At 30.7% G+C, this 22,128-nt stretch carries 30 protein-coding genes; 3 read left to right on the top strand and 27 right to left on the bottom strand.

The window, feature by feature from the left end; translation table 11 throughout:
• Positions 1–80: 80 nt before the first annotated feature.
• From L1S47_RS00680 to L1S47_RS00620, 12 genes are read right to left on the bottom strand one after another with little or no spacing between them, the layout of a single operon-like run.
• The gene (locus tag L1S47_RS00680; RefSeq protein ID WP_238881505.1) at positions 81–1,352 is read right to left on the bottom strand and encodes a replication-associated recombination protein A; all 1,272 of its coding nucleotides are present in this window, start codon (positions 1,350–1,352) and stop codon (positions 81–83) included.
• 34 nt (positions 1,353–1,386) lie between these two features.
• Complete coding sequence (locus tag L1S47_RS00675) at positions 1,387–1,920, bottom strand: hypothetical protein (RefSeq protein WP_238881502.1); 534 nt, start codon at positions 1,918–1,920, stop codon at positions 1,387–1,389.
• Positions 1,921–1,937: 17 nt separating this feature from the next.
• Entirely contained in the window at positions 1,938–2,486 is a 549-nt protein-coding gene (locus tag L1S47_RS00670; protein ID WP_238881500.1) for a GNAT family N-acetyltransferase, read from the bottom strand.
• Positions 2,487–2,501: 15 nt separating this feature from the next.
• Positions 2,502–2,813, bottom strand: a complete 312-nt coding sequence (locus L1S47_RS00665; RefSeq protein ID WP_238881497.1) for a TIGR04104 family putative zinc finger protein — start codon at positions 2,811–2,813, stop codon at positions 2,502–2,504.
• Between the two features lie 40 nt (positions 2,814–2,853).
• Complete coding sequence (locus tag L1S47_RS00660; protein ID WP_238881494.1) at positions 2,854–3,624, bottom strand: methyltransferase domain-containing protein; 771 nt, start codon at positions 3,622–3,624, stop codon at positions 2,854–2,856.
• A gap of 25 nt (positions 3,625–3,649) precedes the next feature.
• A complete protein-coding gene (locus tag L1S47_RS20690) occupies positions 3,650–4,477 on the bottom strand; it encodes an NUDIX domain-containing protein (RefSeq protein WP_306796781.1) in 828 nt (275 codons plus the stop codon).
• Positions 4,478–4,508: 31 nt separating this feature from the next.
• Entirely contained in the window at positions 4,509–5,006 is a 498-nt protein-coding gene (locus L1S47_RS00645) for a hypothetical protein (protein ID WP_238881491.1), read from the bottom strand.
• 36 nt (positions 5,007–5,042) lie between these two features.
• Positions 5,043–5,804, bottom strand: coding sequence for a GNAT family N-acetyltransferase (locus tag L1S47_RS00640; protein ID WP_238881488.1), 762 nt, complete (start codon positions 5,802–5,804; stop codon positions 5,043–5,045).
• Complete coding sequence (locus tag L1S47_RS00635; RefSeq protein WP_238881485.1) at positions 5,785–6,336, bottom strand: GNAT family N-acetyltransferase; 552 nt, start codon at positions 6,334–6,336, stop codon at positions 5,785–5,787. The genes L1S47_RS00640 and L1S47_RS00635 overlap by 20 nt, the downstream gene beginning before the upstream one ends.
• Positions 6,333–6,836: a flavodoxin family protein gene (locus tag L1S47_RS00630; protein WP_238881482.1), complete on the bottom strand. Its 504-nt coding sequence runs from the start codon at positions 6,834–6,836 to the stop codon at positions 6,333–6,335. Before L1S47_RS00630 ends, L1S47_RS00635 begins: the two co-directional genes overlap by 4 nt.
• A gap of 10 nt (positions 6,837–6,846) precedes the next feature.
• Positions 6,847–7,260 (bottom strand): hypothetical protein, encoded by a 414-nt coding sequence (locus tag L1S47_RS00625; RefSeq protein ID WP_202767404.1) that lies wholly within the window; start codon positions 7,258–7,260, stop codon positions 6,847–6,849.
• Between the two features lie 26 nt (positions 7,261–7,286).
• Complete coding sequence (locus tag L1S47_RS00620; protein ID WP_238881480.1) at positions 7,287–7,745, bottom strand: hypothetical protein; 459 nt, start codon at positions 7,743–7,745, stop codon at positions 7,287–7,289.
• A gap of 163 nt (positions 7,746–7,908) precedes the next feature.
• On the opposite strand from L1S47_RS00620, the gene L1S47_RS00615 reads away from it, so the two are divergent.
• Positions 7,909–8,277 (top strand): hypothetical protein, encoded by a 369-nt coding sequence (locus L1S47_RS00615; RefSeq protein ID WP_238881470.1) that lies wholly within the window; start codon positions 7,909–7,911, stop codon positions 8,275–8,277.
• Between the two features lie 63 nt (positions 8,278–8,340).
• On the opposite strand, the gene L1S47_RS00610 is transcribed toward L1S47_RS00615, so the two are convergent.
• From L1S47_RS00610 to L1S47_RS00575, 8 genes are all read right to left on the bottom strand, one after another.
• Positions 8,341–8,712: a hypothetical protein gene (locus L1S47_RS00610; RefSeq protein ID WP_238881467.1), complete on the bottom strand. Its 372-nt coding sequence runs from the start codon at positions 8,710–8,712 to the stop codon at positions 8,341–8,343.
• Positions 8,687–9,145: a MarR family transcriptional regulator gene (locus L1S47_RS00605; RefSeq protein ID WP_238881464.1), complete on the bottom strand. Its 459-nt coding sequence runs from the start codon at positions 9,143–9,145 to the stop codon at positions 8,687–8,689. The genes L1S47_RS00610 and L1S47_RS00605 overlap by 26 nt, the downstream gene beginning before the upstream one ends.
• Before the next feature lie 144 nt (positions 9,146–9,289).
• Entirely contained in the window at positions 9,290–10,084 is a 795-nt protein-coding gene (locus L1S47_RS00600) for an ABC transporter ATP-binding protein (protein ID WP_238881462.1), read from the bottom strand.
• A complete protein-coding gene (locus L1S47_RS00595) occupies positions 10,059–10,976 on the bottom strand; it encodes an ABC transporter permease (RefSeq protein ID WP_238881439.1) in 918 nt (305 codons plus the stop codon). The genes L1S47_RS00600 and L1S47_RS00595 overlap by 26 nt, the downstream gene beginning before the upstream one ends.
• Complete coding sequence (locus L1S47_RS00590; RefSeq protein ID WP_238881437.1) at positions 10,976–11,962, bottom strand: ABC transporter substrate-binding protein; 987 nt, start codon at positions 11,960–11,962, stop codon at positions 10,976–10,978. Before L1S47_RS00590 ends, L1S47_RS00595 begins: the two co-directional genes overlap by 1 nt.
• Positions 11,963–12,201: 239 nt before the next feature.
• Complete coding sequence (locus tag L1S47_RS00585) at positions 12,202–12,609, bottom strand: HutP family protein (RefSeq protein ID WP_202767410.1); 408 nt, start codon at positions 12,607–12,609, stop codon at positions 12,202–12,204.
• A gap of 82 nt (positions 12,610–12,691) precedes the next feature.
• A complete protein-coding gene (locus tag L1S47_RS00580; RefSeq protein WP_238881436.1) occupies positions 12,692–14,272 on the bottom strand; it encodes a putative ABC exporter domain-containing protein in 1,581 nt (526 codons plus the stop codon).
• Complete coding sequence (locus L1S47_RS00575) at positions 14,273–14,971, bottom strand: ABC transporter ATP-binding protein (RefSeq protein WP_238881433.1); 699 nt, start codon at positions 14,969–14,971, stop codon at positions 14,273–14,275. It lies immediately after the preceding gene.
• 199 nt (positions 14,972–15,170) lie between these two features.
• Here L1S47_RS00575 and L1S47_RS00570 point away from each other — a divergent pair, with 199 nt between their 5' ends.
• Both L1S47_RS00570 and L1S47_RS00565 read left to right on the top strand, forming a co-directional pair.
• Positions 15,171–15,683, top strand: coding sequence for an ECF transporter S component (locus L1S47_RS00570; RefSeq protein ID WP_202767413.1), 513 nt, complete (start codon positions 15,171–15,173; stop codon positions 15,681–15,683).
• A 191-nt stretch (positions 15,684–15,874) separates the two neighbouring features.
• Positions 15,875–16,114: a hypothetical protein gene (locus L1S47_RS00565; RefSeq protein WP_202767414.1), complete on the top strand. Its 240-nt coding sequence runs from the start codon at positions 15,875–15,877 to the stop codon at positions 16,112–16,114.
• Positions 16,115–16,172: 58 nt separating this feature from the next.
• On the opposite strand, the gene L1S47_RS00560 is transcribed toward L1S47_RS00565, so the two are convergent.
• From L1S47_RS00560 to fabG, 7 genes are read right to left on the bottom strand one after another with little or no spacing between them, the layout of a single operon-like run.
• Positions 16,173–16,988 carry an acetyl-CoA carboxylase carboxyltransferase subunit alpha gene (locus tag L1S47_RS00560; RefSeq protein ID WP_202767415.1) on the bottom strand — a complete coding sequence of 272 codons (816 nt, stop codon included), beginning with the start codon at positions 16,986–16,988 and terminating at the stop codon, positions 16,173–16,175.
• A complete protein-coding gene (gene accD, locus L1S47_RS00555; RefSeq protein WP_238881431.1) occupies positions 16,989–17,873 on the bottom strand; it encodes an acetyl-CoA carboxylase, carboxyltransferase subunit beta in 885 nt (294 codons plus the stop codon).
• Positions 17,873–19,219 (bottom strand): acetyl-CoA carboxylase biotin carboxylase subunit, encoded by a 1,347-nt coding sequence (locus tag L1S47_RS00550; protein WP_202767417.1) that lies wholly within the window; start codon positions 19,217–19,219, stop codon positions 17,873–17,875. Before L1S47_RS00550 ends, accD begins: the two co-directional genes overlap by 1 nt.
• Before the next feature lie 8 nt (positions 19,220–19,227).
• Positions 19,228–19,650, bottom strand: a complete 423-nt coding sequence (gene fabZ / locus L1S47_RS00545) for a 3-hydroxyacyl-ACP dehydratase FabZ (RefSeq protein ID WP_202767418.1) — start codon at positions 19,648–19,650, stop codon at positions 19,228–19,230.
• 1 nt (position 19,651) lies between these two features.
• On the bottom strand, positions 19,652–20,125 hold the full coding sequence (accB, locus tag L1S47_RS00540) for an acetyl-CoA carboxylase biotin carboxyl carrier protein (protein WP_238881429.1): 474 nt from the start codon (positions 20,123–20,125) through the stop codon (positions 19,652–19,654).
• Between the two features lie 12 nt (positions 20,126–20,137).
• A complete protein-coding gene (gene fabF, locus L1S47_RS00535; protein WP_238881427.1) occupies positions 20,138–21,376 on the bottom strand; it encodes a beta-ketoacyl-ACP synthase II in 1,239 nt (412 codons plus the stop codon).
• A gap of 10 nt (positions 21,377–21,386) precedes the next feature.
• Complete coding sequence (gene fabG, locus L1S47_RS00530) at positions 21,387–22,127, bottom strand: 3-oxoacyl-[acyl-carrier-protein] reductase (RefSeq protein ID WP_238881424.1); 741 nt, start codon at positions 22,125–22,127, stop codon at positions 21,387–21,389.
• Position 22,128 lies beyond the last annotated feature (1 nt).

Below are 22,128 nucleotides of genomic sequence, written 5' to 3'. Positions count from 1 at the left end.
TGAAGATTTCAAATAATATTACATCTTATACTAAAATAAGTCACTAGGGTATTTATGTATACCTTAGTGACTTAAACTAATTATTCTTTCTTTATACCATCCCAATATCTTTTAATACTTCCTTCAAATTTGTTTTCACCAGCTTCATAATACTTTGCATCTTTCAAACTGTCAGGTAAGTATTGCTGCTCTATATAATGATTAGGGTAGCTATGAGGATACTTATACTCTATTCCTCTTCCTAAGGATGACGCTCCTGCATAATGAGCATCTTTTAAATGAATAGGTACATCCCCTACTTCTACATTATCTAAATCCTCTAGTGCTCTTCCAATGGCCATAACCGCTGAATTAGATTTTGGTGCAGTTGCAAGTAAAATTGTAGCTTCTGCTAAAGGAATTCTTGCTTCTGGAAAACCAAGCATTTGAGCACTATCTACACAAGCCTTAACTATAGAGATACCTTGTGGATAAGCTAACCCAATATCTTCTGCTGCAATAACCATTAATCTTCTACATATAGAGATTAAATCCCCAGCCTTAACTAATCTAGCTAGATAATGAATTGCTGCATCAGGATCACTTCCACGAATAGATTTTTGAAATGCACTTAAAATATCATAGTGAGAATCTCCATTAATATCATAATTTAATATTTTCTTTTGAACAGAGTCAGCTGCTACTTCCCTATCAATTAGTATTCTTCCTTCACTATCTGGATTGGTTGAATAAAGAGCTACTTCCAATCCATTAATAGCTTTTCTTACATCTCCATTTGAAGAATCTCCTAAAAATTCATAAGCTTCATCTGTAATTTCTATTTTAACTCCATGGTAATCTTCTTCGGCAAGTACTCTAGCTCTTTTTAATGCTTCAATAATATAACCTTTATCTAGAGGCTTGAATTCAAAAATTGTACTTCTGCTTAATATCGCCTTGAAGATATAATGAAATGGATTCTCTGTAGTAGATGCAATTAATGTTATTCTTCCATCCTCTATAAACTCTAATAAAGACTGTTGTTGTTTCTTATTAAAGTTTTGAATCTCATCTAGATATAATACTACCCCAGACGTACCCATTAAAGTATCTAAGTCTGCTACTATTTCTTGAATATCCTTTAATGAGGCATTTGTAGCATTTAACTTATAAAATCTTTTATTGGAAGTTTCAGCTATGATATTTGCTACAGTAGTTTTCCCTACTCCAGGTGGTCCATAAAATATCATATTAGAAATTCTATTACTTTTAATTATCCTACTTAAAACCTTACCTTCACCAAGTATGTGCTTTTGTCCAAAGACTTCATCAATTTTTCTAGGTCTAACCTTGTCAGCTAAAGGTTTATACATCAAAACTCCTCATTTCTTTATCTAGTTAAGTAAATTATAAAACAAATCTTTTATTTTCGGCAACTAAAGAAATGCTAAATAATAGTTCCACTATAATCATAATTGCTGCTAATATATATGGTGGAAAATTATTACCTATAATTAATGCAAGAATAGGGATTATTATAGAAAAAATCATATAACTTTTTGATTTATATAACCAGCTATAAGGAAGCAAATGTGCGCCAAATATCATTGCGATTACCATTAGCATTTTCTCAGGAACTGTTGGGTAAACCCACATTGCAATAAGTAAATATAATATTTGATTCAATGAAAATAAAACACCTAAATTGGTTAGTGGATTATCTTTATTTTGAAAGTCTACTTTAATAATCTTTGAAATAAAAAATGCTAAGGGTAAAAGTGGTGCTGTACAACAAAAGGTTAATAAATTTTTCGTTAAAATTGGTAAGCTAGATAAATGGACAAACAATACAGCACCCCAAATAACAACAGATGCAATGATAAAATGTAATCCCTTTTTCTGCTTAGTGCTACAATCTTTTCTTAACTCTTCTAAATTCATTATGTATCCCCCTTATATTATTTAAACCATTCTTTCTTTAACAATCTATATTCTACTCTATCTAAAAGCTGAGAATTTAATAAAACATGCTGTTTAGATTCTCCTTCCTTAATCATCCCTAATTTTTTCATCACTTTTTCAGAACCTACATTTTCTGTTACGCATCCAGTTTCAATTTTAATTATATCTTCTTGACTAAAGGCATAATTTATAACTTCTCTAGCTGCTTCTGTTACAAAACCTTTTCCCCAAAACTTTGGCAATATAAAATACCCTAAGTTTACTACCTTCCCCTCTGCAGAATCTATAATTACTGTATATCCTATCTCTCCAATATACTCATTAGTAGCTTTAATTATTATCCCAAAGAAAAACTTAGTTCTTTTTTCCATTTTTGATTCCTTAATTGCTTCATACAGATTTTCTTTGGATTTATCTAATGTGTTAGTTCTAATTTCAGGTAAATAATACATTGCTTCATCATTAGAAATTAGGCTATGAAGTGAATTAATATCCTCTTCTATATGGTCTCTTATTATTAACCTCTCTGTTTCTAGCTTTATCATAATATTTTTATTCCTTTACTCTTTAACATGATATCTCGCAAAAAATGGAGTTAAGTAAGTTATTAGAACTATCCATAAAATATATACAATTAGATATACTTGAAATGGAACTTTTAAAAAATTATTGTTTTTAAAAATAAAAGGAATACTAAATATTGGAGCTGATATACAAACGCTAAGTAATAATCTTGTTGCAATATTAACATAGTGAACGCTTTTGCAACCCTCACATACTATAGGTTTATAACCACTCCAGGACCAAACTGATTTTACAATATCTTTTCGTGGAAATTCCTTGGAACATTTTTCACATTTTTGTACTACCAAATAGACCTCTCCTTTATTATTAAATAGTTTTTGTTTAAATCTATTTTCTTGCTATAAAAAAGAACCTAGGAAATCTAAAAATGACATTTCCATTCCTTTGACTTGGATATTCCTCAACTACTCTATCATAAATATCCTTCTCAAAAGCTTCTTTCTTATCTCCTGAGAGTTCGTCTAAGTATGGTCTTAATCCAGTTGCCCTATACCACTTTATTATCTCCTTATGAGATTTCAAGTTGTGAAAGTATATAGTTTCCCAAAGTGAAAATTCAGAAGAGATTTCTGATAATAAATCAAAATATTCTCCTTGCATTAAATTGTAGAAAATTCTATGATTTTCAAATTCGTCTTTCCACTTTTTATTTGCTGATACCTCTTCAATTATGTTATGAATTGGCTCTTTATAATTCATTGGTGTTTGTACTGCTAATACACCGCCTTTTTTAAGCAACCCAAAAAGACTTCTTAAAAGTTCATTATGATTAGGAATCCATTGTATGCATGCATTAGAAAACACAATATCAAAATCATCGCCAAGGTTTGATAAACCTTTACTTGCATCACATATTTTAAAATCTATTTCTGGATAATCTTTTTTTGCTGCCTCTATCATATTTGTGGAACTATCAATTCCTAAAATATATGAATCAGGAAATCTTTCTTTTAAAACTTTAGTACTATTTCCTGGACCACAGCCTATATCAATAATTTTCTTTGGATTATCAATTATAATTCTATTAGCTAAATCAATTGCTGGTTGTGTTCTTTCATTTTTAAACATTAAATACTGATTTGAATTCCAATCCCCCATAATGTCGCCCCCAATTTTATCCTTCTTATTTACTACTTTCTTTTACCGTGCTCATTTCTTTATATCTACTTTCAGCTGCATTAATTGCTTCTATTCCTGCTTTGCATAAGACATTTATTCCCTTTACCATAGTAACAATCATAAATGCATCTACCAATTCTTCCATTGTTAATCCTGCCTCAATTGCTGCAACAGCATGAGCTTTAGCACCCGTTACTTCATCATCTAAACTATCTAATATTGTAAAAATTAATTCTCTAGTCTTTTTAGGTAGATGTCCCTCTTCCACTGATTCACGCATAATTAAATATCCTTCTAATCCCTTAGGAGAATATTTAGATAATACATCAGCAAATGGTGGGTTCCACTTTAATTCCTCTTTATAATAATTAAGCATGTTATCATGACTCTTCATATCATTTTTTTCAATAAATTCTATTACCATTTTATGTAGAAATGGTTGGATTAAAGGATACGTTAATTCTTCTGGTATATCACTAAATAATTTAATTTCCTCTATCTCAAATTCAGGGAGTTTATCAATTTCGTCAATTTTAGCATAAAATAATTCCCCAAAGGATTCAGTATAATCACTTGCTTCATCTCGCTCTACTGAATATATGCATACAGGTGTTATCTCAAACTTTTTCGCACCAGTTTCTTCATATAATTCTCTTGAAGCAGTATTAATAATATCTTCATTTTCTTCTCTATGTCCTCCTGGTATCTCCAAAGTGCATCTATCTTTATGTTTTACATAAATCCAATTTCCTTTAAATCTTGCCATTATTACAGCAAATTTCAACTTACTATCTTCAATGCTATTTAAATCATAAAAATTAACTTTTATCATTTTTTACCCCAATTCATTCCTAAAAATTTTCTTAGATTATTTTACTAATATCTAATTTCTTGGCATTATTAATAATCACTAACTTATCTTTATAGTTATTAAGCATATTTTCAAATTCATATCTTTTATCTTCAAAGTCTCTTGTCCACATATACATTTTACGTAACATATTCAAATCAGACTTGTAGTGACATTTTTCTATTTTTAATTGTTGCTTTATAAAACGTAATAAAATACGATATTTCCTTATCCAAAGTGGAGGATCTAAAAATATTATAGAATCTGCCATATCAAGTAGACAGTGACAGCTACTTCTATAAGTTCCCTCTATAATCCACTCTCCAGCTTTATCAATTTCTTTAATAAGTTCTACCTGTTTATCAGGTGTTCTTTTATACCTTTCTGTATCTGTTTCATGCCATACTATACAATCAACTTCATAATGAGGAATTTTCAATTCTCTTGATAGTTTTTTAGATAATGTTGTTTTGCCACTGGCTACAATTCCAATAACATAAATTTTACTCATACCCTCTCATCTTCCATTCTGAATTTGATATTGTCTTCACTTAATATTTCTATCATACGGTGCTGTCCCATCAAATGTATTCTTATATGTGCACATCCATGTCGGTGTAAATCCACTCCTATATGCAACGGATTGTGAAGCAATATTTGATGAAGCTGCTCCATAATAAGGTACTACCCCTCGTTCCATAATCATTATTGCAAGATTGCTTACTAAACTTGTTGCAAGTCCTTTATTTCTAAACCTTGGTAACACATCAATGCCTATTTGCCACATTAAGTTACTATCTGCTGATGCGCCAGCCATTGCTACAATTTCACTCCCACACATTGCATATAATGCAATTACATCTGGACGTGGATGATTTATGTCATATTGAAGTGCATTTTCGAAACCTAAAATGTTATATAATTCATGTATTTCCTTCCCTTCTTTTAAGCAAAACTCAAAACAATTAGGCAGCGGTAATTTTTTTAGCCTTTTGCAATCTGGAATATAATAAAGTGAATGCCCAAATATAAATGGAGCTACGAAGATATCCTCTCTTGTTTTATTTTCCAATAACGGTTTTATTTTTACTAATATATCTCTGTCTGCCGTGACAACAGTACTTTTACCCATTGTTGCAATTTCAAGAAAAGGAGATTGTCTATCAAACATTCTTCTCCCTTTATTTAATTTTGCTTCACTAAATACTATTCCACCTTTATCGAAATCTTCTGTATTGCAATTCATATCTATTGATAATTGTTTTCTTACTATTTCCAGTATCTTAGATTTATCTATACCTTCTTGCATCTAATTTTTCTCCCCACTCTTTCTTTGTTATTCCCATATCGTATGAATTCCAATATCCATTAGATGCTTTCCTAGACTTTTCTACTAGCTTTCCTTTTTTTAATCCTACTTTTTCATAACATTTTATTGCACCAATGTTAAAGTCAAATACACCCAGTGTTATTTTTTCATAACCGATTTCTTCAAAGCCAATTCTCAAAACTTCATTTAATACTTTTGCTCCAAATCCTTTTCCCCTAGCTTTTTCTTCTCCAATTAAAAACCTACATACTCTTCCTATCTTATTTACTTTATCTTTTTCTCTAAGCTCAACGGTTCCAATTACTACATCTTCGTCCCCAATTATTTTATATATAAATGTATTTGAGTGTTCCTTTTGCACTTCGTTAAAATAATGGTCTTCTATCTGTGCAATAGTTATTGGATAAACATAGGATGGACCTGCCCATTGTAGTAAAAAGTCAGCTGATTTATCTTTATTCCATTCCACTATTTTATAAAAATCTTCCTTATTCATTAATTCAAGCTTCATAATATTTCATCCCCGTCCCCAAATAATTCTAAAGCTTTTGAGGCTATTCTATTTCCAAATATCTTTGTTTTTTTAATCAAATCAGCATCTAAATCCTTTAAAGCCACAATCCCCATATGTATATAAGGTTGTCCTAAAGCCGAACCTCCTGAATATACTAGCATACCTTTAACCATCATATGATTAATTAGTGTAAGCAAGGCCGCATCTGACCCGCCTCCAAGGTAGTCTCCAGTTGCAAACACTGCTCCTATTTTCCCTTCTAAATTACAATTCCAAGATTCATCAAACCATTTTTTCATTTGCCAAGAAATATTAGCATAATAAGTAGGTGTTCCGAAAACAACTCCCTTACTTTCCTTAAGAAAGTCATAATCAATTTCATCTAAGTTCATTAACTTTACTTGAAAATCTTTATTTTCCTTTATTCCTTCACTTATTATTTCAGCTATTCTTTTTGTTCTTCCTGTTTTACTATGATAAACAATTGATATTTTCATATATAACCTCCTATTCACCTAATTTCTTTTTTAAATCGGATACATATATGCCCTGAATCTTATTTAAATTCATAAATATATATGACAATAATGCTATTATTGGATTTTTTATAAATATATTTTCCTTAAAAATTATCTTCGTTCCACCATTTTCAACTTCAAAGAAATAGCCTGTCCAAAAACCTGTAAACATTTTGTTTTCCATATTAAATTCATACTCTTTAAATTCCCTCTTCTTTGTTATTTTAAATTTAGTTGAGGTTCCTTTTTTATTGTATTCAATGAACTCCTTACCTTCATTAAATATTTCTATTCCTTCAATATCACTTCTCCACTTAAAATCTCTATTGTTAGTAACTACATCCCAAACTGATTTAACATCTGATTTCAAATATGCAATAATTTCACATTTACGTTCTCTCATAAATACGCCCCCATTATAAATAAATGTTATAATATTTCTAAATATTTTTTAGCACCTAAACAAAAGTTTTTATATCTCTGATTCCTTAAATCTTCTGGTTCCTCTCTCCATATATCTTTAATGTTTTCTCTTATTAAATATAATATTTCACAAAAATCATGAGTTAAATATTCACTTTCTTCTTGCAAGCCTGCATATTCAATAATCCTTTTGTCTAATATTTTATTCCATTCATCCTTTGAATTTATAACTTCAATATGGTTTATTTTATCTGTACATAATCCTTTTTCATTTATGCACTTGCAAGTTCTACAAATATCATCTTCGTTTACTGTTATTTGAACTATGGCCTGATGATTCTTAATTATTTCATTAGCTACAGAGTAAAAACTATGTTTATATATCTCATCCGGAACAAATTTTTCAATTCCTTTACCATACAACTTGATAATATCTAAGAAGTGATGTGGTTTTATTTTGATCATAATATACATCCCCTTATTTATAAAACACTTATTTAAATTATATATAAATTACTGCTTTAATTCAAATTTTTAACATAAACAACTAAATATTCCTTGTTAAATATTGAAATATGGTTTTCAATATTATATAATAAGTTAAATTATATGAATTGGGGTGTTCAATATGAAATTTATCAATTCTAAGCAATTATTAAAGTGTGCTTTAGCTGGTATAGTATGGTTTATTATTACCATTGGTATTGGCTTATTAATTATGAAATTTACAAAGTATAACTTTAAAGATATTCTTTTTATGGAGGGAATTCTATTAATTATAATAGGTGTATTATCCTCAATAGGTGGAAATTCAATGGGCTTATCTCTTCAATCTCTAGGACAAGTTAATTCTCAATATGCAAGTAATGTAAATCTTGAAGTAACAAGGAAAGAAAAAAACAATTATAATATTAAAACAACAATTAGCTTTGGAGTAAGCATGATCGCTTTGATTATTGGTGGAGCACTTTCAATTATCTTAAACTTCATTATTTAAATTTTAATTATAAAACAAACCCCAAAAGGCATTAACCTTTTGGGGTTTTATAATTAAATTAAACTAAATTAGATATAGAAATAGTAATACTATAGTAACTATTGCAAAGCCTGTTGTCTTCCAATACTTATAATATAATGCCTCCAAAACACCATATATTACAAAGACAATTAATGCAATAAATATTGGTGTATATAAAAAACTATGCAGTATATATGAACCTAAGGAAACTATGAAAAACATAATACCCACTAAAAGCATGCAGATAACTTTAACTCTCATTTTATCATTTGAAGTATTATTAGGTATTTCTCCGTGTTGTCTTCTTGATAATTCTATTCCATTTTTTTTAATTAAATATCCAGAATTTAAAATAATTTGCGCTGTTCCAAATGTTAAAAGTAATGCTCTAAATATTTCTTGCTTTAGACTCATAATTACCTTCCCCTTCGTATAAATTGCTAATTATATTATTTAGTCCCTCATATAGAGCTTTAATCTGGTTATCATCCATGCCTTTTAATGCCTTTTTAATTACTTCGTCAGCAATTAATTCAACTTCGTCTACTATCTTTACAGCCTTATCAGTTAAACATATCACATAGGTTCTTCTGTCTTTTTCTCCAATCACCTTATCTACATATTTCTTTTCATTTAAATTTAAAATTACATTGCCAGCTGTCGCTCTATCAGACTTTAATTCTTCTGCAATCTGTGCTTGTGTAAGTTCTTTTTTATTATAAAGAAGCTTGATTACAGCCCATTGTGATGTTGTAAGGTTGTACTTCTTTATATTTTCATCCATTTCTCTTTTAATAAATCTAGCACTTGCATTAAGTAAATAACCTAACATATTTTGTATCTCCATATAACCCTCCGTAAAATAGTAAGTATACTTATTATATTCACACTTACTATTTTACCTCTATTATCCATACTTGTAAATAAATTTTAATTATAAAGCAAACCCCAAAAGGCATTAACCTTTTGGGGTTTTATAATTGCAATTTAATTAACTAAATAAAGTTCTATCACTAAGGCCATCCTTAAGATGAACTTTTTCAAATAAACCAATTAACTTATCTGTATCTAAGGATGCTTTTTCTTCCCCTTCAACATCTATAACCACATTACCTTCGTGCATCATGATAAGTCTATTACCTGAAGAAATAGCATGACTTAAATTATGAGTAACCATTAATGTAGTAATTCCTTTTTCTTTAACTATATCTCTTGTTATCTCCATAATTTTTTCAGAGGTTTTAGGGTCTAATGCTGCAGTATGCTCATCTAATAATAATAGCTTTGGATTTGACATAACAGCCATTAATAGTGTTAACGCTTGTCTTTGGCCTCCTGACAAAAGCCCTACCTTGGTATGAAGTTTATCCTCAAGTCCTAAGTTTACTTTCTTAAGAAGTTCTTTGAAATATGCTTCTCTTTTTTTATCAATAGCAAAAGTTAATCCAAACTTTCTACCCTTATTATCTGCCATGGATAAATTTTCAAGAATTGTCATGTTAGGTGATACACCCATTGAAGGACTTTGATAAACCCTTCCAATAAGCTTTGACCTTTTATATTCAGGGAAATTAATCATTTCCTTATTATCAATTATAATAGAACCCGAATCTCCATCTAAACTTCCACCAACTAGGTTCAAAAGAGTACTCTTACCAGCGCCATTAGATCCTATTATAGCTACAAAATCTCCCTCATTTACTTCAAAGTTAAAGTTTTCGAATACACTGTGTTCATTTACTGTATTCTTATTAAAAATCTTACATAGATTCTTGACTGCTAACATTCAGAACGGCACCACCCTTCATTGATTTCTTCCTTTTAAAAATCAAGCCTTTATTGTTAATAGTTAATGCAATAATAACAATTAAAGCTGTAACTAACTTTAAATCATTTGGTGATAATCCTACCTGTAGTGCTATAGCAACCACAGATTTATAAACGATAGCTCCAAAGATAGCTAAGGTAGTTATCTTAATAAAACTCACCTTTTTAAGAACTGATACACCAATAATTACAGATGCTAACCCCATAACTACTGTACCCGTACCCATACCAACATCTGAGAACCCTTGATATTGAGCCGTTAATGCTCCTGCTAATGCTACCAAGGCATTAGAAATCATAAGGGCCAATATTTTTACATTGTCTGAATTTATTCCTAATGAAGTAACGACTTGCTCATTATCTCCAGTTGCAATTAATAAAAACCCTCTTTTAGTTTTTAAAAAAAGGTCAATTGCTAGTTTTGCTACAATTACAAAAATCAAGATGATTATAATTGGGGCAAAATTTAAATCTCCAATCATAAGCTCTTTTTCCTTAAAAATATTCTTGAAAGTAAAAAGTGGAATATTTGATTTTCCCATAATTCTTAAATTCATAGAATAGAGACTTATCATTATAAGTATACCTGAAAGTAAACTGTCTATTTTCAATTTAACGTGTAATATACCCGTGAAAAATCCTGCTACTGCTCCTGCTGCTAAGGCTATAAATACAGATAATATTGGATCCATTCCCCTTGATAAAAGTGCTGCACAAACTGCAGCACCTAAAGGGAATGACCCATCAACGGACATATCAGGGAAATCCAATATTTTGTATGTTATATAAACACCAATTGATACAAGGGAAAATAAAAATCCTTGTTCTAATACATTAAGTGCTAAAGACATTAATTAACGCCTCCAGTTACCTTTTCAGCATCCTTTAAAATATCATCTGGTATTGTTATTCCTAATTTCTTAGCAGCATCAGTATTTATTGTAACTTTTAAATCAGTCAAGTATCCAACCTCTATATCTTGTGGTTTTTTACCACCTAAAATATCCGCGGCTTTATAACCAGCTTGTTTACCTAATTCATAATAATCAATTCCAGCTGTAACTAGTCCACCTTTTTCTACTACTGCTGATTCTGCTCCAAATATAGGAACCTTCTTTTCTAGACATCTTTTTCCTACTAAATCATAAGATGAAGCAATAGTATTATCTGTTGGTGTATAAAGTACATCTATAGAACCTAAAATTGAGTTCAAACTTTGATCAATATCATTTACACTTGTTACCCCTGCTTCTTTAACAGTTAGTCCAACTTTTGCAGCTTCTTCCTTCAAGGTTTTTACTTGAACCATTGAATTAGCTTCTGAAGTGTTATATATAACTCCTACTGTTTTTGCATTTGGGAGTATCTTCTTTAAATATTTAATCTGGTCACCAATTGAAACATAATCTGATGTTCCTGTAACGTTTGTACCAGGTTTTTTAACATCTTTAACTAAACCAGCATCTACAGGGTCTGTAACTGCTGTAAAAACAACTGGAATATCCTTAGTCGAATTATACGCTGCTTGCGCTGTTGGTGTTGCAATAGCTAAGATTAAATCTTTTTTATCGCTTACAAATCCTTGTGCAATGGTATTGGCAGTTGAGATATCTCCTTGGGCATTCTGATAATCAACGGTTATATTTTTACCGTCTTCATACCCTTTTTCTTTAAGAGCATCTAAAAAACCCTTTCTAGCCGAATCCAATGCTGGATGTGCAACTATTTGTGTGATTCCAATTTTCTTTTTTGCTTGTTCTTTTTTGCCACAGGCAACTAGTGATGTAACTGCCAATAATGAGCATAAAATTAGAGCAATTTTCTTCTTTCCTACCATACTTCCATCTCCTTTTTAATTTTACAAATAAAATAAAGTTATAATTAATATTTATCAATAATTTACTACAATTTCTACTAAACAACACAACATAACTACCGATTTATTGATAATATATCATTTAAAATATATTATCATACTTCACACTTTTTGTAAATAAAATAATGCCCATAATTTCTTACATTATGGGCATTATTTCTTCCAAAACTTACATTCTATTATTCTTAATAAAATTTATATTACCTTGGTATTGCTCTATGTCCAAGTCCAATTACAACTTCATTTAAATGAAGCAATCCTATGCTCAAAAATATACAGACACTTAAATGTTCACCTGCAGTTGCTATACCAATTTTCCCACCAATATTTTGACTGCTAGCCTTTGCAGATACCTCCATTATAGCATCTCTACACGCTCCTATTACTGCCCCTTCATGCAAATGTTCATCTCGTATTAGTCCACATCTTTTTGAGGCAACTAAAGCTCTTTCTAATATTTTTTGTATTGAGCTGTTAATATTTCCTCCAATATCAACTGCGCAAACTTTTGCTCCTAACTTTTCAAATTCTTCTCTTAACTTACCTTCTTCATCTCTAGCTGAAATAGCCATTCTTGTAGCAAACTTTGCTACTTGTACACTATCCATATTAACCCTCTTTTCTTCTGATGTACTAATGTTAGTATAACAGAAATTATGATTTTAGATTAGTACTTTTGACTCTTTTTCTTTATTCTAATTCACAATTATTAAGTACACCTTTAGCAAATTGGATAATAATAAAAGAAACCAATATATTCCAAATTAAGAATGAACAATATATAGCATAGTGACCTAAAAAATTAAGAGTGCTTGATATTACTACTGCAGCAATTATTCCTGGTAAAATATATACAAAGATACTTACCATCATTAAAATTCCCTTTAGAGAGTTAGACGCTAAACTTCCAAATAATCTATAGTTCAATACACCTCCATAAATAAATACAAATCCAAATGATACGTAAACTGCTATACATAATACTATTTCAATAGGATTTGTAAGTAACAACACTCCTGCAAGTAGGAAACTCAATGTTCCATCAACTAGAAATTTAAAAGAAGATGCTAGTGTTGCCCAAAACACCTTGCTTTCTTGAGTATCCGGAATTAAAAATATATATGGTTTTGACATTTCAGTATGAATCTTTGTTCCAAAGGAGCTTATAGCTGAAAGATAAGCATAAAAATATAGTAATGGAGTTATTTCACCAACATGCATAAACTTCCCGAAAATAAACGCACATATAACCATAAACCCTGTATATAAATTTACAACCCCGAAACCAGTTTTTCTATATTCTAAAAGATGTCTATAGAAAATAGCCTTTCCATAGGAAGCGGTATATTCTGAACTTATTTTTCTTATCTTTCTTTTACCTTTTCTACCATATTGGAATTCCTTCGCATTTATTTGCTTAGTCTTTAACTTTAACGCATCTTCTTTAAGCTGAGCATCATCTAATACATCCTCATAATAATCAAGTTTTATATAATAAAGTATAGTTAATACAACTCCGATTAATAAGATATTTAGTGTCAGATATACGAAGAATATACTGTTAATACCTACTATGGATTCATATATCATACCTTTATACCATCCAACTAAAGGTATATAATTAATAATATCATTATTATATATTCCAACTACTATTTCTAATGCTTTAGATTTATCCGGTAGTATTTTTATTCCTGTGAATAAAACTATGGCAACTGCAATTCCCTTAAATAAATATGACAATATGTTTTTAAGGCTTGGATAAATAGAACAAAGACTATATAAGAAAATAGATATTACTGTTACTGTAATAAAAAATAATCCTATTGTAACTAATAGTCCTACTATTCCTGCACCAGTTATACCTAAATTAACTCTTAAATTAGGTATTTGATATAATAAGAACACCATGAAAAACAACGTAGAAGATATGCTTTTTACAAATTCATAAATCAACATATTTTGTGGTCTTATTGGAGCTGTAAATGCAAAATTTACATCACTCATGTAAAAATGTGATGACCTTTTATTTAGCCCGTTAATTAATGCTAGGAGTAAAATTCCAATTAGGCCTATTGTACCAAAAGCTACTATATATTTAGCTGATATATTACTTGGGATATTCCTACTCCCTCCTTTAGCTGAAACTACAAAAGTAAATATTAGAAATCCCACAATTATAATCATAGGTATTAGTTTTGAAGGTTTCTTCCTTAAATCTAAAATGAAGTTAATTAGAGATTTTCTTAATAAATATATTAATGCCTTCATTTAGTTTCCCTCCGTAAACTCAAAGAATATGTCTTCTAAACTTTCCTTCTCCAATTGGAATTCATTTTTAGATTTTGATAAAACAATCTCTCCATTCTTCATTAATATTATTCTATCCCATAACTCTTCAACACTATCTAGTAAGTGAGTGCTGACTATGATAGTCACACCTTGATTTTTTAATTCAAGCAAGTGTTTTTTTAGTTCTTTAATAGCTTTTGGATCTAATCCTATTAATGGCTCATCAAATAAAATTACTTTAGGATTTGTTAATAATGCACACATTATACTTACTTTTTGTTGCATCCCTTTAGATAACTCTTGTCCTAACTTTTTCCTCTTATCTGTCATATCAAATTTTTCTAATAACATCTCAGCATGTTCTTTATAATTTGATATACCATAAGCTTTAGCAATAAAATGCAAATGTTCATCTACAGTTAGTAATGGATACATTGAAGGAATTTCAGGTACGTAATTAAACAGTCTTTTTCCCTCTATAGTTTTATTATTTTTTCCGCATATGGTTATTTTTCCTTCGTATCTCAAAAGTCCTGCAATTGATTTAATTATTGTTGACTTTCCCGCTCCATTTGGTCCAACTAGAACTGCAATCTCACCTTCATCAACTTTAAAATCAATATTTTTAATTGCTATAAACTTACCGTATTTCTTTGTTATGTTGTTAATCTCAATCATCTTATACCTCCAAAAATACTATAACTTGTTATTAAAATACTCCTACTTATTTCCTATAATTTACATAGTGTCATTATATCACACTTGCTACTTTTTTAGTAAATATTTATAGTTTTTGCCATATTTAAATAGGGTATTTACAAATCCAAAGACAACTTGTATACTGATGTATATACACTTGAATTGTAGGAGGATTACTATGCAATCTAGAATAAAAAATATGATTTATGCAGCACTACTTATAGCAATATCTATTATAATTCCTTTATACTTTGGATTTTTAAAGGTTATAATTGGTCCATTCACGGCTACTATTGCTTCTCATGTTCCATTATTTATTGCAATGTTAATTAGTCCACCAGTTGCAATAGCAGTTGGATTCGGTTCTGCTATTGGTTTCTTTATAACTTCACCATTAGTCATAGCTGCAAGAGCCTTAATGCACACAGTTGTAGGTGGTGTCGGTGCATACTTAGTTAAGAAAAAGGTTCCATTCAAATATGTTATTTTAATTACCGCACCAATCCACGGCGCACTAGAAGCTATTGCTGTAATTCCATTTGGATTTACAGTATTTAAAGTACTAGTTGTTGTTGGTGTTGGTTCTGTTATTCATCACTGTGTTGATGGTGTAATTTCAATGGCTTTAGCTAAAGCACTTTCTAAAGGTTCAGTATTGAATTTAGATGGTAAAAAAGAAAATGTTGCATAATGTAAATTAATAAATTTACTAATACATATCAAAACAGAAGTATTAAAACTTCTGTTTTTTTATTTATTTATTCTCTTATGTTAATCCCGTATTTTTAGACATTTTGTTACTATTTTATTTTGTCCTATTGGTTAATTTACTTTATTTATGTTATAATCAACCTGTTATTACTTAGAAAAGGGGAACTAATGATGTTAGTATACGTAATTCTTGTAGCACTTCTATTATTTGATGCTTACAATGTTTATAAAGGAAAGAAAAGTAAAGACGATTTTTTAAAGCTTTCTTTAGCACCATTGCTTGAATTGTTAGCATTAATGGCGCTGTATGATCTAGGTTACATAAATCAAATTACTGCTGGTGTTTTAATTATTCCTATAGGAGCATATTATTTCTATCAATCAAGTAAAAAGAGAAGAGAAAAAAAATAAAATATTAAAGGTGCATGTTAATGATTTAAATATCATTAACATGCACCTACTTTTATATCTAATAAAAATTCCCCATTGCTCTAAACTTATTATAACGAGCTTCTAATAGTTCTTCTGTATTCATTGCTCTTAATATTTCAAGCTCAGGTAGTATTTTTCTTTTTAATCTCCAAGCCATTTTATCAGGATTAATATGTGCTCCTCCAATTGGCTCTCTTATAACTTTATCTATAATTCCAGAATCTAATAATTCTTGTGCTGTTATTCCCATTACTTCTGCAGCCTCTTTAGAACGGCTTGCATCTTTCCATAGAATTGATGCAAATCCTTCTGGTGTAAGTATAGAATAAATAGCATTTTCAAGCATGAATACTCTATCTCCAACACCTAATGCTAATGCTCCACCACTTCCACCTTCTCCTATAATTATAGAAATTATAGGTACTTTTATATCAAACATTTCTTGTAGATTTTGAGCAATCGCATATCCTTGGCCTCTTTCTTCTGCACCTATACCTGGATAAGCTCCAGGAGTATCTATTAAGCAGATGATAGGTCTCTTAAACTTTTCTGCCTGCTTCATTAATCTAAGAGCTTTTTTGTACCCCTCTGGATTAGGCATACCAAAGTTTCTTTCAATGTTTTCCTTGGCATTATTTCCTTTTACTATTCCAATAATGGTTACATTTATGCCTTCAATTTCACCGATTCCTCCAACTACTGATTTATCATCTGCAAAGGCTCTGTCTCCATGAAATTCTATAAAACTATCACATATGTTGTTTATATAATATAAGGCATTGGGTCTATCTTGCTTTCTTGCAATCTCAACTCTTTCCCAAGCCGTTAGTTTTTTAATAGACTTTCTCTCCATTTACTTCACCTCATGCAGTTTCAGTATTTTTGAAAGGATTTCTTTAAGTTCTTTTCTATTGATAATACTATCAATAAATCCCTTTTCTAATAGAAACTCTGCTCTTTGAAAATTCTTAGGAAGTTCTTGATTAATTGTATTTTCAATTACCCTTCTTCCTGCAAAACCTATAAGTGTACCTGGTTCACTAAGGATAATATCTCCCTCCATAGCGAAGGAAGCAGTAACCCCTCCAGTTGTAGGATCAGTTAAAAATGCTATATAAAGTAAGCCTTTTAATGAATGTCTTTTAAGTGCTCCACTGATTTTTGCCATTTGCATAAGTGAGAATATTCCCTCTTGCATTCTTGCACCACCTGAAGTTGTAAAAATGATTAAGGGTAGAGCTTCATCTGTAGCTAATTCTATTAATCTAGTTATTTTTTCCCCAACTACAGTTCCCATACTTCCCATCATAAAATTAGAGTCCATAACCCCAATTGCAACCTTCTTACCATCTATTTTACAAGTTCCAGTTATAACGGCTTCTTTAATAGACGCTTTTTCTTCGGCTTTTACCAACTTTTCCTTGTACCCCTCAAAGTTTAGTGGATCTACACTAGTAATATCCCCAAAAAACTCTTCAAAGGTTCCTTCATCTGCCACTAAGTTAAGTCTATACTTTCCGTCTATTCTAAAGTGATAGTTGCATTTATTACATACTCCAAGATTTTTTTCAACATCTTCATTATAAAGTATTGCCCCACAATCTGGACACTTACACCACATACCATCAGGTATAGTTGGTCTTACTTCACTTGCTTTAATCTTTCCTTTTTCCTCTTTTTTAATTGGTACTGATGATACAGTGATATAGGTTCTCTTTTTAAGTAGCCCCTCTAGCATTATTCAATCACCAACTTTTCTTTTAAGAATGAAGTATCAAAATTTCCTTTAACAAAATCTTCATTTTCTAATATATCGAATTGAAAATCAATATTGTTATTTACTCCACCTATAGCAAATTCACCAAGAGCTCTTTTCATTCTCATGATAGCTTCTTCTCTTGTTTTACCATGAACGATTAGTTTTCCTATCATTGAATCATAACAATGAGGAATCTTATATCCTCCATATATAGCAGAATCTACTCTTACACCAAATCCACCTGGGAATATAATTTGTTCAATAGTACCAGGACATGGTCTAAACCCTTGGCTTGGGTCCTCAGCATTTATTCTACATTCAATAGCATGGCCTTTTATTACAATATCTTCTTGACTAAAATCTAATGGTATACCATAAGCTATTTTAATTTGTTCTTTTACTAAATCTATCCCAGTAACCATTTCTGTAATTGGATGCTCAACTTGAATCCTAGTGTTCATCTCCATAAAATAGAAATTCTTATCCTTATCTACTAAAAACTCAATCGTCCCTGCATTTTTATAATTTACAGCTTCAGCTGCCTTTACTGAAATTTCTCCCATTTTAGCTCTTAATTCTTCATCTAAAATTAATGATGGAGCTTCCTCAATAACTTTTTGGTTTTTTCTTTGAATTGAACAGTCTCTTTCTCCAAGATGAACTACTTTTCCGTGCTCATCAGCAAGAATTTGAAATTCTATATGTTTAGGTCCTTGTATATATTTTTCAATATATAGTCTGTCATCACCAAAACAAGTTAAAGCTTCAGCCTTTGCAGTATTATATCCATTTAAGAATTCGTCTTTATTAAAGGCTATTCTTATTCCTCTTCCACCACCACCGGCAGCAGCTTTTATCATAACTGGATATCCTATTTCTTCTGCAATTTCTAAAGCATGATTTTCATTTTCTATTATTCCTTCAAATCCTGGTGTTATAGGAACTCCTGCTTTTCTCATAGTTTCCCTTGCAACCGCTTTGTTTCCCATAAGCTCAATTGCTTCATAGTCTGGTCCTATAAACTTTATATTACATTCAGCACACATTTTCGCAAACTTTGCATTCTCTGAAAGAAATCCAAATCCAGGATGAATTGCTTCTGCACCTGTTAAAACGCAAGCGCTTAGAATATTTTGTATATTTAAATAACTATCTTTCGCAGCTGCTTTACCTATACAAACAGCTTCATCAGCTAATTGAGTGTGTAGTGCATCCTTATCTATTTCAGAATATACTGCTACAGATTTAATTCCCAACTCTCTACAAGCTCTAATGATTCTTACTGCTATTTCTCCTCTATTTGCTATTAGTATTTTCTTAAACATACTCTCACCTATCCTATTGCAAAGAGAATTTCTCCTTGACATGCTATTTTCCCATCTACTTTAGCAGTTCCTTTTCCTATTCCAATTGGGCCTTTAACTTTTATTATTTCAATTTCTAATTCTAATTTATCTCCAGGAACAACTTTTCTCTTATATCTTACCTTATCTATACCTGCTAAGAAAGCAGTTTTTCCTTTAAATTCTTCTTTGCTTAATATTGAAACTGCTCCCATTTGTGCTAAAGCTTCTATCATTAATACTCCAGGCATAACAGGTTCTTCTGGAAAATGTCCTTGGAAAAATTCTTCATTAGCTGTTAAATTTTTATAACCTTTAGCTCTAATTCCTGGTTCTAATTCCTCAACCCTATCTATTAATAGAAATGGATATCTATGTGGTATAATTTCTCTTATTTCTTTTACACCTAGCATCTTAATCCCTCCTAATTCTAAATAACGGTTGACCAAACTCAACCATACTTTCATTTTCAACTAATATCTCAAGAACTTCTCCACTTACTTCACTTTCAATTTCATTCATAAGTTTCATAGCTTCTATTATGCATAAAGTATCACCTTGTTTAACTCTCTTACCAACTTCAACATAAGATGCCTTATCAGGTGATGGAGACATATAAAATGTACCTACTATTGGAGATTTTACAATGTATCCCTCTAGTACTGGTGCACTTATTGTAGTTTCTTCTTTATTAACTATTGTAGTTTCTGAACTAGTAATATTAGCTACTGGAACTGGACTTGCAGCTGTTACTACTTCCTTTATTTCACTACTTCTTGTGGTTGATTTATCCATTTTTAAATAACAGTCATCTGTTTTAAATTCAAATAAAGCTAAATCAGATTCATTTATTAAATTAATAAGTTCTTTAACTTCTTCAATTTTCATATTGAGTTACTCCTAATCCCATTTTTTAATTAACAAGGTTGCATTATGTCCACCAAATCCTAGAGAATTGGTCAATGCATATTTTACATCTGCAGTTTTTCCTTTATTAGGTACATAGTCAAGGTCACATTCCTCGTCCTTAACCTTATATCCAATAGTTGGAGGAACAAAATTTTCTTCCATTGCTTTTATACAAACTATTGCTTCTACTGCTCCTGCTGCTCCAAGCAAATGTCCTGTCATAGACTTAGTTGAAGAAACAGGTATTTCGTAAGCTTTTTCACCAAATAATTTTCTTATAGCTAAAGTTTCAAATTTATCATTATATGGTGTAGATGTTCCATGAGCATTAATATATCCTACTTCTTCTGGCTTTATCCCAGCTTCATCTATAGCTAATTTCATTGCCTTCATTGCACCTTCTCCGTCAGGTGATGGTGAAGTAATATGATATGCATCACAATTTGATCCATAACCAACTATTTCTCCATAGATTTTAGCTCCTCTTTTTTGTGCATGTTCAAGGCTTTCAAGTATTAAAATACCTGCTCCTTCTCCCATAACAAATCCGCTTCTCTCTTTATCGAAAGGTATAGAAGCTCTATCCTTGTCATTTGTAGTGTTTAATGCCTTCATGTTAGTAAAACCGGAAACCCCTGATTTTGTTATAGGTGCTTCTGTTCCACCTGCTATCATTATATCAGTATAACCATGCTTTATATTTCTATAAGCTTCTCCGATAGAATTAGTACCTGATGCACAAGCTGTTACAACTGATGTACATATTGCTTTTGCACCAAATTTTATAGCAACATTTCCTGCAGCTATATTACCAATAGCCATTGGGATATATAGTGGTGAAACTCTTTTGTTTCCTTTTTCAAAAAGCTTGAAGAATTCTGTTTCCATGGTATTGTAACCGCCAATACCTGACCCTATTATAACACCTAATCTATCTCTGTCAACTTTATCTAAATCAAGTTTAGCATCTTTAATAGCTTCATCAGCAGCTACAATTGCAAACTGAGAAAATCTGTCCATTCTTCTGCTTTCTTTCTTTTCCATTACTCCATCAGTAGTAAAATCATCTTTTACTTCTGCAGCAATCTTCACTTCAAAATCGCTTGTATCAAACGCCTTAATAAAATCTATTCCGTTAACTCCATTTTTACAATTGTTCCAAAAGTCTTGAGCATTATTTCCTATAGGAGTTACAGCACCCATCCCAGTTACAACTACTCTATTACTCATTATTTCCTCCTTACATCACCATTCCGCCATCTACATTTAACACTTGGCCTGTTATATATGAACTTTCATCTGATAATAAAAATGCTACAGCATTAGCTACATCTTCTGCCTGACCAAGTTTTTTTAATGGAAGTGTTTTAATCATTTCTTCCTTTATATTATCTTTTAAATCTTTTGTCATATCTGTTTCTATAAATCCTGGTGCTACAGCATTAACTGTTATTCCTCTTGCACCTATTTCTTTTGCTAAAGATTTTGTCATTCCAATTATTCCTGCTTTTGAAGCAGCATAATTTACTTGACCTGCATTTCCTGCAATACCTACAACTGAAGAAATATTAACTATTCTTCCAGCTCTTGCTTTTAATAGCACTGGTGTAATTGCTTTTGAACAGTTAAATGCTCCTTTTAGATTTGTTTCAATTACTGCATCAAAATCTTCTTCTTTCATTCTAAGAATCAATGTATCTCTTGTGATTCCAGCATTATTTACAAGTCCGTATACTTCTCCAAAAATATTCTTTGCTTCATTAATTAAAAATTCTGCATCAGCATATTTGGATACATCAGCCTTTACTTTTTCTGCTTTTCCACCAGCATTAACTATTTCTGAAACCACTTCTGCTGCTTCAACTTCATTACCTCTGTAGTTAACAATAACATTTGCTCCTAAAGCTCCAAGCTTTATAGCTATAGCCTTACCTATCCCTCTATTAGCACCGGTAACTATAATAGTTTTATCTTTAAGCATT

This window comes from Clostridium sp. YIM B02551, from assembly GCF_022324735.1.
GTDB classification, from domain to species: domain Bacteria; phylum Bacillota; class Clostridia; order Clostridiales; family Clostridiaceae; genus Clostridium_T; species Clostridium_T paridis.
The sequence above is the reverse complement of the archived record's forward strand: the minus strand, read 5'-3'. Positions and strand labels throughout refer to the sequence as shown.

Coding starts and splice junctions, on each gene's coding strand:
- L1S47_RS00680 (WP_238881505.1), bottom strand. CDS start 1,352: ATGTATAAACCTTTAGCTGACAAGGTTAGACCTAGAAAAATTGATGAA.
- L1S47_RS00675 (WP_238881502.1), bottom strand. CDS start 1,920: ATGAATTTAGAAGAGTTAAGAAAAGATTGTAGCACTAAGCAGAAAAAG.
- L1S47_RS00670 (WP_238881500.1), bottom strand. CDS start 2,486: ATGATAAAGCTAGAAACAGAGAGGTTAATAATAAGAGACCATATAGAA.
- L1S47_RS00660 (WP_238881494.1), bottom strand. CDS start 3,624: ATGGGGGATTGGAATTCAAATCAGTATTTAATGTTTAAAAATGAAAGA.
- L1S47_RS20690 (WP_306796781.1), bottom strand. CDS start 4,477: ATGATAAAAGTTAATTTTTATGATTTAAATAGCATTGAAGATAGTAAG.
- L1S47_RS00645 (WP_238881491.1), bottom strand. CDS start 5,006: ATGAGTAAAATTTATGTTATTGGAATTGTAGCCAGTGGCAAAACAACA.
- L1S47_RS00640 (WP_238881488.1), bottom strand. CDS start 5,804: ATGCAAGAAGGTATAGATAAATCTAAGATACTGGAAATAGTAAGAAAA.
- L1S47_RS00635 (WP_238881485.1), bottom strand. CDS start 6,336: ATGAAGCTTGAATTAATGAATAAGGAAGATTTTTATAAAATAGTGGAA.
- L1S47_RS00630 (WP_238881482.1), bottom strand. CDS start 6,836: ATGAAAATATCAATTGTTTATCATAGTAAAACAGGAAGAACAAAAAGA.
- L1S47_RS00625 (WP_202767404.1), bottom strand. CDS start 7,260: ATGAGAGAACGTAAATGTGAAATTATTGCATATTTGAAATCAGATGTT.
- L1S47_RS00620 (WP_238881480.1), bottom strand. CDS start 7,745: ATGATCAAAATAAAACCACATCACTTCTTAGATATTATCAAGTTGTAT.
- L1S47_RS00615 (WP_238881470.1), top strand. CDS start 7,909: ATGAAATTTATCAATTCTAAGCAATTATTAAAGTGTGCTTTAGCTGGT.
- L1S47_RS00610 (WP_238881467.1), bottom strand. CDS start 8,712: ATGAGTCTAAAGCAAGAAATATTTAGAGCATTACTTTTAACATTTGGA.
- L1S47_RS00605 (WP_238881464.1), bottom strand. CDS start 9,145: ATGGAGATACAAAATATGTTAGGTTATTTACTTAATGCAAGTGCTAGA.
- L1S47_RS00600 (WP_238881462.1), bottom strand. CDS start 10,084: ATGTTAGCAGTCAAGAATCTATGTAAGATTTTTAATAAGAATACAGTA.
- L1S47_RS00595 (WP_238881439.1), bottom strand. CDS start 10,976: ATGTCTTTAGCACTTAATGTATTAGAACAAGGATTTTTATTTTCCCTT.
- L1S47_RS00590 (WP_238881437.1), bottom strand. CDS start 11,962: ATGGTAGGAAAGAAGAAAATTGCTCTAATTTTATGCTCATTATTGGCA.
- L1S47_RS00585 (WP_202767410.1), bottom strand. CDS start 12,609: ATGGATAGTGTACAAGTAGCAAAGTTTGCTACAAGAATGGCTATTTCA.
- L1S47_RS00580 (WP_238881436.1), bottom strand. CDS start 14,272: ATGAAGGCATTAATATATTTATTAAGAAAATCTCTAATTAACTTCATT.
- L1S47_RS00575 (WP_238881433.1), bottom strand. CDS start 14,971: ATGATTGAGATTAACAACATAACAAAGAAATACGGTAAGTTTATAGCA.
- L1S47_RS00570 (WP_202767413.1), top strand. CDS start 15,171: ATGCAATCTAGAATAAAAAATATGATTTATGCAGCACTACTTATAGCA.
- L1S47_RS00565 (WP_202767414.1), top strand. CDS start 15,875: ATGTTAGTATACGTAATTCTTGTAGCACTTCTATTATTTGATGCTTAC.
- L1S47_RS00560 (WP_202767415.1), bottom strand. CDS start 16,988: ATGGAGAGAAAGTCTATTAAAAAACTAACGGCTTGGGAAAGAGTTGAG.
- accD (WP_238881431.1), bottom strand. CDS start 17,873: ATGCTAGAGGGGCTACTTAAAAAGAGAACCTATATCACTGTATCATCA.
- L1S47_RS00550 (WP_202767417.1), bottom strand. CDS start 19,219: ATGTTTAAGAAAATACTAATAGCAAATAGAGGAGAAATAGCAGTAAGA.
- fabZ (WP_202767418.1), bottom strand. CDS start 19,650: ATGCTAGGTGTAAAAGAAATAAGAGAAATTATACCACATAGATATCCA.
- accB (WP_238881429.1), bottom strand. CDS start 20,125: ATGAAAATTGAAGAAGTTAAAGAACTTATTAATTTAATAAATGAATCT.
- fabF (WP_238881427.1), bottom strand. CDS start 21,376: ATGAGTAATAGAGTAGTTGTAACTGGGATGGGTGCTGTAACTCCTATA.
- fabG (WP_238881424.1), bottom strand. CDS start 22,127: ATGCTTAAAGATAAAACTATTATAGTTACCGGTGCTAATAGAGGGATA.